Here is an 11,410-nt window from a genome sequence, read left to right on the forward strand (position 1 = left end):
TTTTAGAAAAATATCAAACACTTTTGCTAACCGGTGGAAAATTAGGTATAATCATTCCGAATACCTGGCTGCAAAGCATCAAATTTCGCAACATTAGAAAATATCTTACCGCCGAATATTATTGGGAAAGAATATTGCATATCAACGAACATATTTTTAAAGCCGTTGTGGATACGCATGTTTTGATTTTTGAAAAGAACGATTTTATTAAAAATGAAGAAGTGGAAATAGATATTTTTGAAAAAGGTATTTTCAAACACCATCAATTTATTGACCAAATTCAACTGCCCGATAATGGAGATATCATCAACATTTTAGCCAAAGAAGAAGAAAAGAGTCTGTTTGAGAAAATTAAAAATAAATCTTTTTTAATTCAAGAGATAAGCACTGTTTACAACGGTGTTAAGCCATTTGAAAAAGGGAAAGGAAATCCGCCACAAACAGCAGAAACAGTGCAACTAAAACCTTATGTTGCTGAAAATCAATCAAAGCCGCAAAAAGGAAACAACTGGCTGCCATTATTAAGAGGAAGTTTAATGAACAGATTTGTTAACTTTTGGAACAACAATAGCTGGATTGATTATGGTGTTTGGCTTGCTGCACCAAGAAACCCAATAATTTTTAAAGCTGATGAAAAAATTGTTGTTCGTCAGACTGGCGATAGAATTATCGCAACAATTATCGGAAAAGATATAATTGCGAGAGATAATTTACATATAATAATTTCAAAAGAAATTAGCCATAAATTTATTTTAGCTTTACTAAATTCTAAGCTAACAGATTTTTATTATCAACAAATCAATCCTGAACGCGGCGAAGTTTTAGCACAAGTAAAAAAAGGACATGTTGAACAGTTGCCAATTCCCAAAAAGGTTTCAGACAAACAACGAAATGAACTCATAAAACTTGTCGGACAACTTTTGCAACTCAACGAAGATAAACGGGAACTAACCTTAGAAAGCCAAAAAGAACAATTACAACACCAAATTGACCACGCAGAGAGCAAAATAAACGATTTGGTTTACCAAATTTACGAACTGACGGAAGAGGAAATTCGAATAATAGAAGAACAAGGGTAATTTTTTGGACTTTTTACCCTTGTATTGAAAACGAGCGTAAATCTTACGCTTGAACAAAATAGCCTCTAACGATTTTACCCTACCACATAATCAAAACAATAGGGGGGCCAAATCGAAAAACAGCGACCATGCCTGCATTTTAGGCATACCAGTTTTTGTTTTTAGCAAAATATGGAGGTGAAATGGGTCAAAAATGTTTCAATTTTAAAGAAGAAAATTGCTTTTTTGCTCCATAAAATTGCAATTTTTAAGAAGAAAAAGACAATTAAAATGTCTGAAAAGACAGTTAGCCTGTCTCAAAAGACAATTAAAATCTTTTACATCATAATTTTAAAGGAAAAAACCGCAATTGAAAAGATAAAAATGATGATTAAAGCTCCGAAAATTCATTTTTAAATCCCGGAAATTGTAATTAAATCTTTAGACATTGCAATTTTAATCTTTAAAATTACAATAAAAATTCCTTCTAAATCTTATTTTTTCGGCAATTTGCGCGCTAAATACTAAAGTATAGTTATATCGGGCCGGTTGTTGCCTTTAAAAATAAGTAGAAAAACCAAGTTGAATTGCTCCCGTTTTAGCAGGAGGGTTGCCTAATAAATCTCTTTGTTGTTGAACCCGGTAGTTAAGGCGGATAACGGTGGTTCCGGCAGGTCGAAATGCAACAGAAGGCACAATTGCCCAAATATCATCTGCAATGTTAGTGCCTGTTTCTTTAAATTTACCTTGATTGTAATCGGCATATTCAAGGCGTGCTCCGAGGTTTAGTTTTGCATTATCCCAACCCAAAAATTTCCATTTAAACAAGGTGCCGACAATATCAATATAACCTCCTGCCTGTTGGTCTCCATATTGTTGTGAATAGGTTTCAGGAACATCCACCAACACTTTTACCACTTCACCGGTTATGTTCAGCCGTCCTTTAATCAAAGAAGTGTTGAAGTCTATGGCAACGGCACTTGCGCTTCTTTTTCGGTCTAATATCAGCCCATCATCCCTCCATTTGTTGTAAATTCCGGTCATGCAGGATAGCCCGATCTCTCCGGCATTGCGGTTTCTAATGGCTAATTTTCCGGTAAACATGGGCAGTCCGCTGTTGTTTTCTTCAAATCTTGCTAAGTTTTGTTTTCCGGCTGCCAACGAAGTCCGGTTTTCTTCATTGTCAATAATTCTGTTGTCAAAACCATTGGTAAGATAGGTTTCATAGCCTAAAACCCATCTTCCGGTAAAATATTTGCCATGAATCCCAAAGCCCGCATTGGACAAAGTTGAAGGAATAATACTGGTTGCTGCAATAGGTCTGTCAATAAAATCCCAAACCGGCCCGTCGTGGTTTTGGTTGAATGCCCCGATAGGGTTCATCACAATGCCGCCTCTTAATTTCAAAAGCGGGTGAAACTCGATGTCCATGGCAGCAAATTCGATATTGATTTCTTTGGTGCCGTCTTCAAATTCCAGTTCAGAAAGAAACTTTATTCTTTTGGCAATGGTAGAAGAAAAAAACAAGGTGAATCGCCTTGCCTGAAAAGACAACCCGTCTGAAATTCCATCGGTAGATTCGTATTGGGTATTCGCTTCCAGATAACCGCCCAAGGCAACGGGCAGTTTGCCTGCGGTGAGAAACGGACGATTGTAAACTGCGTCCATGTTCAACTTCTTTCCCGAGGTATCTGCCGGAACTCTCTGAATAAGTTTCACCGTATCGGTCTGTGCGTTTGCCTGTATCAAGACTAACAGGAAACCCAAAGAGCAGATCAGGTTTTTAAAGGTATATGTAAACATTATCGTGGTCTGTTTTAATTATAAATGATTGCAGGTTTTGCTCTGCAGGCGGATTTTGTACGACCCCTTTGTTGTCAAACTCGCTGCCATGACAAGGGCATACCAGAAAATCTTTTTGTGGTTGCAACTCGCAACCTTTATGGGTACATTCCATCAATAGTGCCGAATAATTTTCATTTTCAAACCGATAAATACAAATCGGGTAATTGTATTTATCCACTTTCACCAAGACATATTTACGGAACATTGTTTTGTCTTTTTTCACCTGTACAAATTCTGATTTGCTGATGGTGATTAACCCGCTTGTCAAAACAGTTTTAGCGAAATAGTTGGTACTTGCACAACCTTGCAGAATTGTTGACATTGCCGCTCCTCCTAAACAAGCATAGCAACAAGTTTTGATAAATTCTTTCCTGTCCATTACAAAGATTTTAAGAATTTGATTAAATTATCCTTATCTCCCTGAGAAAGGTTTTGGTATTGTGTTTTGCTACCGGTTGCTTCTCCTCCGTGCATCAGGATGGCCGCTTCGATGCTTCCTGCTCTCCCGTCGTGCATTAAAAAATAGTTTCCCCCCTGCGAATTTGGAGAAAGCCCCAAGCCCCACAAAGGAGGGGTGCGCCATTCATAGGTTTTTGCGTTGCCTTCGGTGTAGCCGTCGTCGAGTTCCGTTCCCATATCGTGTAAAAGCAAATCGGTAAATGGGTGAAATTCTTTTTCAGAAAGCGAAGCAATGGGTGAAAAACCGGTTTTTAAGGTGGGCTTGTGGCAAGATGCACAATTGATTTGGTTAAAAATCTGATAGCCCTGAATTACTTGTGCCTCGTTTTGATTTCTTTGAATAGGTGCTTTCAGTGTTTGCAAGTAAAATTCCACATCATGAAGGGTTTGAGTTGATACTTCGGGGTCAATTTCCTGTCCGCTGAATACATCATGTGGATTAAATAGCGAAGTAATGCCCATATCTTCATTATAGGCATTGACGGTTTGATGCAACAAGTTAAAAGCGGCCGCTTTTTTACCAAAACGCCCGATGTATTTGCCGTTTTGAGAAACAGCATTTGAGTTAGGGGTGATATAAGCCGGTAGGTCAATCCAGTTTGGCACCCCGGAAATGCCGTCTCCGTCAGTATCTTCCGGATCAGACATTGCCATAATATCTGCATCTGATACCAATGACAGATAACCCAATCCTGTAACGGCAGGGGGGGTGAATTTTGAAAAAGTAGCTCCTTCCGGAATTTGTTCAGGGGTAAAACCGGGCAAAGCCCTGTTTTGTAATTGCGGGCCTCCCAAATGCAGGAACTTGTTGCCTGTTTCGTCTGTCTGTCCAAAACGGGTCAAGGTTGAAAATGGATGGCCTTTTCCGTCTCCGGCATGACAGCTTCCACAACTGTTGGTAACGAAAATAGGGCCCAATCCTGTTTCAGAAGTAAATATTTCATCATTAAATGCAAAATCTCCGGATAAGAACCGGATAGATTGCTGATTGCTCAACCCTTCTACCGGTCCATCAAGAATCTCCTCTTCCAAAGGTTGCTGTGGCATTATTTTTTCACAGGAAACAAAAAGGATGGTTAATAAACAAATGGCTGAAATAAAAAGTAGTTGCTGTCTATTCATTTTACGGACTAAATTAGTTTGATGAGGCAAAGGTAAATTATTAGATTATACTAACAAATCTATTTTAAAATTTTTTTTGAAGATTAAGGGGCTATTAACTTTAATGGTTAACTTTGCCGCATGAATTCATTGGCAGAAGAAAATTACCTGAAGGCGTTGTTTACCTTGTCGAATGACAAAGGTGAAGTCAATGTAAATGAACTTTCAAAGCGGTTAGAGATAAAAATGCCTACTGTTACCAGTATGATGAAAAAACTGGCAGGCAAGAACTTAGTGCATTACGAAAGCTACAAACCCTTGCGGCTTACCGAAAAAGGGAAAAAAGAGGCTGCGCTGATTATTCGCAAACACCGCTTGACAGAAATGTATTTGGTAGAAAAAATGGGGTTCGGCTGGGAAGAGGTGCATAATATAGCTGAACAGGTTGAGCATATTCAATCTCCCGAATTTTTTGAAAAAATGGACGAACTGTTGGGCTATCCCAAAATTGATCCGCATGGTTCTCCAATTCCCGACAAACAAGGAAATGTGGTTTGGAAAGAATATATCAAACTGAGCGAATGTAAACCGGGGGATACGGTCATGCTGACTGCGGTCATCAACACTTCCAATGAGTTTTTAAAATTTTTAAACAGCCGCGAATTGAGCTTAGGTGTCAAAATGAAGATCCTATCGGTGGAACCGTTTGACCAAACCATGGTCGTCAGTTTTGGAAACCGTCTGTCTGAAACTTTGAGCCACAAGGTTACTGAAAGCCTTTTGGTGGAGACGGTATAATATCGCTTTTAAAATTGGTCGTATAGCGCACATAAAAAAGGGAAGACGGCGAGTCTTCCCTTTGTGTTTATGTGTTTTCATAAACAACTATCTATAACAATTAACATTCTTTGCCGGTTGGTTTTCCGGTGGTTTAATGATGATGTGTGGCATAATCAATCATGCCCTGAAAATCTACGACAACAGCCGGTTCGTCGCCCACAACCCAGGCATCATGTCCGGAAGGCAGGAGAGAAATATCGCCGGGTTTGCAGTCAAATTCGGTTCCGTCATCCATCACTACATGAAGAATACCGGACACATGATATTGAAAATGAGGGGCTTCGCAACTATGCGTTTTTGCAATCGGCTGAACAGACGTTGCCCATCTCCAACCGGGCTCAAAAATTCCTCTTCCTATAACAGCCCCACCCACTTTTATCAGTTCAAGTCTTCCTTTTGGAAATTCACGCACTTCGTCAGGTGTTCCGAAGTTTTTCCATTCCGCTGCGTTTGATTTGTTTGTCATGGTTTCCATAATATTTAGTTTGATTTTTTGATACTGCAAAGTAACTGCATAAAAAACGCACAGAATTGTAAATATTACGGCAATGTATGTATAAAATTACCTTTTTTTGCGAAGTTCCAACGGTGACAGACCGGTTCGCTTCTTAATGAAATGGGTAAAATGGGGTTGGTCGTCAAATTTCAGGTAATAAGCAATTTCTGAAACCGACTTGTCAGTTGAATATAACTGCACTTTGGCTTCAAGCAACAGCATTTCCAGAATGATTTGCAAAGGAGACCGTCCGAATGTTTTACTCACAGAGTCTGAAAGGTATTTGGGAGAGATGCTCAGTTTTTCTGCATACTCGTTCACCGTGCGGAGGTCAATAAAATGTTTTTCCACCAACAACTTAAAACTGTTGGCTATTTGTTCTTGTCTGCTCAAATTCTTACTCAACTCTTTTACGTGTTTCCGGTAAATTTCGCGAACTCTTAGCAGCAAAATGAGAATATGATTGCATAGCAGAAAATTCTTTTCGGCCGAATAACGCTCATACTCCTCAATGATGTTTGTAAATGACGACTGAATCAAGGAGCTTTCCATGTCATTGAGGTTGAAGATATGTGGCGAATCGAAGTGAAAAAAGGGAAATTCTTCGGTAAACGGCCTTGAAAGCTGAGGTTTCAGCAATTCGGATTTAAAATGAATGCAGTAGCCTTTACAATTTTTAATATGGTCGCTGGCATACAGCATGTTTTCCGGCACAATGACCAAATCGTTTGGATTTAGTTGAAGGTGGTCGGCTCCAAGTTTTACATCATGCTCGCCTTCCAACAGTAAATACAACAGGCAAAATTGCCTTCTTAATGCCGGAATGGAATCACAGTTTTTGTGTTTGTCTTCGAGTGTGCCCGGCATGACCATCATGTTGATGTCATATGGCTTGGCATCGCGGTTTATCAACCGTTCAAACATTTCGAGCGATGCGATATTCAATATCTCGTTTTTCTTTTTCACATTGTAAATATACAAGTAAAAATATTACACAGAGAAAATTAAAAAACCTCCGTGTAACTCTGTGCAGCCTCTGAGAACCTCTGTGAAAAGAATAGCACAGAGAACCACAGAGTTTTTTTGCACAGAGAACCACAGAGAAAATAAAATACCTCCGTGTAACTCTGTGCTGCCTCTGTGAACTTCTGTGAAAAGATTAGCACACAGAACCATAGAGAAAATTAAAAAACCTCCGTGTAACTCTGTGTTGCCTCTGTGAACCTCTGTGAAAAGAATAGCACAGAGAACCACAGAGAAAATTAAAAAACCTCCGTGTAACTCTGTGCTGCCTCTGTGAACCTCTGTGAAAGATTAGCACAGAGAACCATAGAGAAAATTTTAAAACCTCCATGTAACTCTAAGATGCCTCTGTGAAAGAATAGCACAGAGAACCACAGAGATTTTTTGCACAGAGAACCACAGAGATTTTTTGCACTGAGAACCACAGAGAAAATTAAATACCTCCGTGTAACTCTGTGCTGCCTCTGTGAACCTTTGTGAATGAATAGCACAGAGAACCACATAGTTTTTTTGCACAGAGAACTTTAGAGAAAATTAAAAAACCTCCGTGTAACTCTGTGCTGCCTCTGTGAACCTCTGTGAAAAGAATTGCACAGAGAACCACATAGTTTTTTTGCACAGAGAACTTTAGAGAAAATTAAAAAACCTCCGTGTAACTCTGTGCTGCCTCTGTGAACCTCTGTGAAAAGAATTGCACAGAGAACCACAGAGTTTTTTTGCACAGAGAGCCACAGAGAAAATTAAAAAACCTCCATGTAACTCTGTGCTGCCTATGTGAACCTCTGTGAAAAGAATTGCACAGAGAACCACAGAGTTTTTTTGCACAGAGAGCCACAGAGAAAAATAAAAACCTCTGTGTAACTCTGTGCTGCCTCTGTGAACCTCTGTGAAAAGAATTGCACAGAGAACCACAGAGTTTTTTTGCACAGAGAACCACAGAGAAAAATAAAAACCTCCGTGTAACTCAGTGTTGCCTCTGTGAACCTCTGTGAAAAGAATAGCACAGAGAAAATAAAAAAACTCTGTGTTAAAGTATATATCGTTTGATACCTTTTTTCAATAAAAGTACATTGAAATTGAGGAGTAACCCTATAGATTTGTTTGCTAACCTCATGTAGGTTAATATTTGGGCTTCATGTACCGGATTAAAAGCGTCGATTGATTTTAACTCGACTACAACAGAATTTTCGACCAAAATATCTATTCTATAGCCTTGCTCCAGTCGCAGTTCTTTGTAAACTATTGGTACGGCAACCTGACGCAGTATAGTCAATCCCGACGTTATTAGCTCGTAGCTTAAACATTCTTCGTAAACCGATTCTAATAGCCCGGGGCCCAATATCTTGTGAACTTCTATTGCGCAACCTATAATCTTCTCAGTAATTTGATTTGGTTCCATTGGATTGAATTTAAGAGGATTCTCTTTTTTTGTTTTCACCGAGGAGCACAAAGTTAATTATTTACTTTTTTGTATAACTCAACAAGGCTGCCACAAATATAAGATAAGACGGTCGTGTTTTTTCTTCTATATTATAGATATTTAAGCGACATTGACCAAATCTGTTGGCATAAACCCGTCTGCGAATTGAGTATTAAAAATTGAATCGGGCGATTTTCGTACCAATTTAATAACTGTTTTGACCGTAAAACGCGTATTACAGAGTATTTTGAGGTCTAAAATGCTAAAGTTAGGGTTATTGTATTTAACCTGATATTGTGCCTGCAAAATTTTAGCCGTCAAGGTAGCGGTAAAGCATAGATTAACAAAATTGGTCAGATTTTTCGAGGTGTAGTTTTTGAAATCGGATAGTCCGAAAAATTGTTTGGCATCCCGAAAGTCAAACTCAATCTGAAAACGCAAACTATAATAATCTATCATAGTTTGCCAGTCGAGGTTAGGGTCGGTGGTGCAAAATTTAGAGAAGGCTACTTTTTTGGGTTTTCAAATTGGTTATTTTTACTATCCCCACATTTAACAGGTTTTTGCTTAAGGATTTGTTGTAACAGGGCAGTTGCCATATCTGAGTAAGGAGACCATTTTCGGTTTTGGTGTCTTTCAGTTCTTGGTTATCAAGGTTGTTCAAATCTACTTTTTCTCCGTATTTTTTGGGTCTTCCCCGATGTTTTGGGGCTACTGGGTCTGAGTAGGCATAGACGAGGGCGGCATTTACAGGCAAACGGGTAATCAGGTGAAGTCCGGTCTTTGTTACCGCAGAGAAATAATCTGCCGAGGCATAAGCACAGTCTGCTACCATATAGGTCAGGTTGATGCCCGGTAAGCACGAAAGCAACTTGTTTAACAAGGCGGTGAATGCCCGAAAGGATGCCGTAGGATTGGGCTGCTTGGGTCGGTTTTTGCTGCCTTGCTTCCTGCCACGAACCAAACATCTGCCTTCGGCACTGCGCGCTTGCCAGCTAATGCCTTCTTTTTCTGTTCCGCTATCCGCTTCCTGTCCCCCTCTGTCTGTACGACTTGCTCTACCACCATCGGATATGATTTCCGTTTCCCCACAGCTATCAGAGAAGCACAAAAAAAACAAATCCCGAATATGGGGCATTTCTGAATGCTGCTCCAAAACTTCGACAAACCATAGGTCTTGTCCCGACTTTTCCCTTCTACCACTTCGTCTATGGCTATAATATAATTCTCCTCCGGTTGATACACCCACTTCAAAAACAACTTCATACGAATGCGCTCCCACAGGTAGTCCTCTGACATAAAACGAAACCAAGTGCGAACAGAGTAGTTACTATAGCGGCATAAACTCCGTACACTTACTCCATATCGAATACACATAAAACAGTACAGAAAATCCCTTAATTGTAATATCTTTGCTACTGACAGGATGTCTTTATATAACTCTAAAGGCAGAATGTTGGGAGGCATATACTTTGATTTTGGGTTTGCAATTCGCAAAATTACAAAGATATCGCCTCCCTTCTTTTTTTTAATGTGTGGCAGCCATGTTGATAACTATGTGCGATTAACTATATGAACTTCTGTACAAAAAACTCCTATATAACTCCTCTGCAACAAATATACTTTGAGCAGCCTTCTTTTTCAGAAATGACTAAGTTTAAATACCTATTCAAATCAAGTGCAATTATTAAACCAATGTTAGGTTTATACGGGATTTAGTAATTCTAAGTTCTTTAGAAAAAAATATTTTTCCTGTTTCATCTGTGAGCACTAAACTTATCCTAACTTTGTAGTTGCAACATTAATTATTGGGCTAATCGGCTGCTATCCGTGCATTTATGAAAATAGTTTTTAAAACCCTATTTGCTTTTTGCCTTTTGATAGGGATGATGTTTGTTTTTGATTCGTGCAAGCACGACCCGATATGGCCTGATGACAACATTCCTACCGACACTATTCCCGAAGATACCATTCCAAACGATACCATCGTTACCCCGCCGGATACAACACAAACCGGAAATCCTTGTGAAGCGGGCATCATTTACTTCGAAAAAGATGTGCTGCCCATACTGCTTTCCAACTGCGCAACAAGTGGTTGCCACGATGCAATTACTCAAGCCGAGGGAATAATATTGGATACCTACGACAATGTTGTAGAGACTTCCGAAGTAACCGCCTACAACCTTGTTGGAAACACATTGTACCGCACGATTACCGAAAACGACAACGCCAAACTCATGCCTCCGCCACCGGAACCCCCTTTGAGCAATCACCAAATTGTCATTATTGCACAATGGATATTGCAAGGGGCTAAAAACCTTGTTTGCGATGATAACCCGCCTCCCTGCGATACCGAAAACGTCAGTTTCTCGGCAACTGTTCAACCCATCATTCAAAACTATTGTATCACCTGTCACGGCGGAGATTTCCCATTAGGAGACTTACTGCTGACCAATTACACCCAAATTTCAACAACAGCCTTATCCGGCAGCCTGCTCAGTGCATTAAAGGGAGAAAACGGATATATACAGATGCCTTATCTGCAACCACAACTCAACCCTTGTTTTATTGAACGCATAGAAGCATGGATCAACAACGGAGCGCCGAATAATTAAACCAATATCCACCATGAAAGCGTTGAAATTGATCGCCGTTTGCCTGCTTTGTATAGGGATTGTTTCCTTTATTGTATTGCTTGTCCAACATTTTTTCTAACCAATATAAATTGCACAATCATGAAAAAAAACATGGGTAATTTAGATCGCATTATTCGGATAACAGTAGCAGCAGTTATTGCCATTCTGTATTTTATGAACATCATCAGCGGCACTGTGGCAATTGTTTTAGGTGTTTTAGCCCTTATTTTCGCACTTACCAGTACTATCAGCTTTTGCCCTTTGTATTTGCCTTTCGGCATTTCCACCCGGCCCAAAAACGAGGCGTAAAAACCTTGTTTGTAAGTGGCGGAGAAGGAACTTTCTAACTAAAATGGCGTGTTCTCTCATGATGCACGATGAAAAGTTAGCAACTGTTATCCAAAGGGTAACAGAACGATTGTTTTATGCCCCTATTCAACCCCAAAAACAGAAGCATCAATCATACATTTTCATTCAACAACTGCATCGCTTTTGAATAGCAAGTGTTGAGCACTATATACTTTACCCGACT

The 11,410-nt window shown here is 39.5% G+C and carries 12 protein-coding genes; 4 read left to right on the forward strand and 8 right to left on the reverse strand.

Translation table 11 applies throughout. The features are described from left to right. Nucleotides 1-1,250 precede the first annotated feature (1,250 nt). On the forward strand, nt 1,251-1,475 hold the full coding sequence (locus IPM47_03570) for a hypothetical protein (protein QQS30043.1): 225 nt from the start codon (nt 1,251-1,253) through the stop codon (nt 1,473-1,475). 141 nt (nt 1,476-1,616) lie between these two features. On the opposite strand, the gene IPM47_03575 is transcribed toward IPM47_03570, so the two are convergent. Genes IPM47_03575 through IPM47_03585 form a run of 3 tightly spaced genes read right to left on the reverse strand, consistent with a single transcriptional unit; the run spans nt 1,617 to nt 4,484 of the window. After that, on the reverse strand, nt 1,617-2,861 hold the full coding sequence (locus IPM47_03575) for a hypothetical protein (protein QQS30044.1): 1,245 nt from the start codon (nt 2,859-2,861) through the stop codon (nt 1,617-1,619). Further along, nucleotides 2,842-3,282, reverse strand: a complete 441-nt coding sequence (locus IPM47_03580) for a Rieske (2Fe-2S) protein (protein QQS30045.1) — start codon at nt 3,280-3,282, stop codon at nt 2,842-2,844. The genes IPM47_03575 and IPM47_03580 overlap by 20 nt, the downstream gene beginning before the upstream one ends. Then, on the reverse strand, nt 3,282-4,484 hold the full coding sequence (locus IPM47_03585; protein ID QQS30046.1) for a c-type cytochrome: 1,203 nt from the start codon (nt 4,482-4,484) through the stop codon (nt 3,282-3,284). The genes IPM47_03580 and IPM47_03585 overlap by 1 nt, the downstream gene beginning before the upstream one ends. A gap of 120 nt (nt 4,485-4,604) precedes the next feature. On the opposite strand from IPM47_03585, the gene IPM47_03590 reads away from it, so the two are divergent. Continuing rightward, nucleotides 4,605-5,261 (forward strand): metal-dependent transcriptional regulator, encoded by a 657-nt coding sequence (locus IPM47_03590; GenBank protein ID QQS30047.1) that lies wholly within the window; start codon nt 4,605-4,607, stop codon nt 5,259-5,261. Nucleotides 5,262-5,394: 133 nt separating this feature from the next. On the opposite strand, the gene IPM47_03595 is transcribed toward IPM47_03590, so the two are convergent. From IPM47_03595 to IPM47_03615, 5 genes are all read right to left on the reverse strand, one after another. After that, entirely contained in the window at nt 5,395-5,769 is a 375-nt protein-coding gene (locus IPM47_03595; GenBank protein ID QQS31372.1) for a cupin domain-containing protein, read from the reverse strand. A 96-nt stretch (nt 5,770-5,865) separates the two neighbouring features. Further along, entirely contained in the window at nt 5,866-6,723 is an 858-nt protein-coding gene (locus tag IPM47_03600; protein QQS31373.1) for an AraC family transcriptional regulator, read from the reverse strand. A 1,126-nt stretch (nt 6,724-7,849) separates the two neighbouring features. Next, nucleotides 7,850-8,221, reverse strand: coding sequence for a GxxExxY protein (locus tag IPM47_03605; protein QQS30048.1), 372 nt, complete (start codon nt 8,219-8,221; stop codon nt 7,850-7,852). 141 nt (nt 8,222-8,362) lie between these two features. After that, nucleotides 8,363-8,701 carry a hypothetical protein gene (locus IPM47_03610; protein ID QQS30049.1) on the reverse strand — a complete coding sequence of 113 codons (339 nt, stop codon included), beginning with the start codon at nt 8,699-8,701 and terminating at the stop codon, nt 8,363-8,365. Nucleotides 8,702-8,738: 37 nt separating this feature from the next. Next, nucleotides 8,739-9,554: a transposase gene (locus tag IPM47_03615; protein ID QQS30050.1), complete on the reverse strand. Its 816-nt coding sequence runs from the start codon at nt 9,552-9,554 to the stop codon at nt 8,739-8,741. Between the two features lie 526 nt (nt 9,555-10,080). Here IPM47_03615 and IPM47_03620 point away from each other — a divergent pair. Together IPM47_03620 and IPM47_03625 are read left to right on the forward strand one after the other, a co-directional pair. Then, the gene (locus IPM47_03620) at nt 10,081-10,857 is read left to right on the forward strand and encodes a hypothetical protein (GenBank protein ID QQS30051.1); all 777 of its coding nucleotides are present in this window, start codon (nt 10,081-10,083) and stop codon (nt 10,855-10,857) included. A 120-nt stretch (nt 10,858-10,977) separates the two neighbouring features. Continuing rightward, nucleotides 10,978-11,187 carry a DUF2892 domain-containing protein gene (locus IPM47_03625; GenBank protein QQS30052.1) on the forward strand — a complete coding sequence of 70 codons (210 nt, stop codon included), beginning with the start codon at nt 10,978-10,980 and terminating at the stop codon, nt 11,185-11,187. Nucleotides 11,188-11,410 lie beyond the last annotated feature (223 nt).

It is taken from the genome of Sphingobacteriales bacterium (assembly GCA_016700115.1).
Classification (GTDB): Bacteria; Bacteroidota; Bacteroidia; order Chitinophagales; family UBA2359; genus UBA2359.

Excerpts from the sequence above, each read along its gene's own strand:
- IPM47_03570 (QQS30043.1), top strand. The coding sequence starts at position 1,251 with ATGGAGGTGAAATGGGTCAAAAATGTTTCAATTTTAAAGAAGAAAATT.
- IPM47_03575 (QQS30044.1), bottom strand. The coding sequence starts at position 2,861 with ATGTTTACATATACCTTTAAAAACCTGATCTGCTCTTTGGGTTTCCTG.
- IPM47_03580 (QQS30045.1), bottom strand. The coding sequence starts at position 3,282 with ATGGACAGGAAAGAATTTATCAAAACTTGTTGCTATGCTTGTTTAGGA.
- IPM47_03585 (QQS30046.1), bottom strand. The coding sequence starts at position 4,484 with ATGAATAGACAGCAACTACTTTTTATTTCAGCCATTTGTTTATTAACC.
- IPM47_03590 (QQS30047.1), top strand. The coding sequence starts at position 4,605 with ATGAATTCATTGGCAGAAGAAAATTACCTGAAGGCGTTGTTTACCTTG.
- IPM47_03595 (QQS31372.1), bottom strand. The coding sequence starts at position 5,769 with ATGACAAACAAATCAAACGCAGCGGAATGGAAAAACTTCGGAACACCT.
- IPM47_03600 (QQS31373.1), bottom strand. The coding sequence starts at position 6,723 with ATGTTTGAACGGTTGATAAACCGCGATGCCAAGCCATATGACATCAAC.
- IPM47_03605 (QQS30048.1), bottom strand. The coding sequence starts at position 8,221 with ATGGAACCAAATCAAATTACTGAGAAGATTATAGGTTGCGCAATAGAA.
- IPM47_03610 (QQS30049.1), bottom strand. The coding sequence starts at position 8,701 with ATGATAGATTATTATAGTTTGCGTTTTCAGATTGAGTTTGACTTTCGG.
- IPM47_03620 (QQS30051.1), top strand. The coding sequence starts at position 10,081 with ATGAAAATAGTTTTTAAAACCCTATTTGCTTTTTGCCTTTTGATAGGG.
- IPM47_03625 (QQS30052.1), top strand. The coding sequence starts at position 10,978 with ATGAAAAAAAACATGGGTAATTTAGATCGCATTATTCGGATAACAGTA.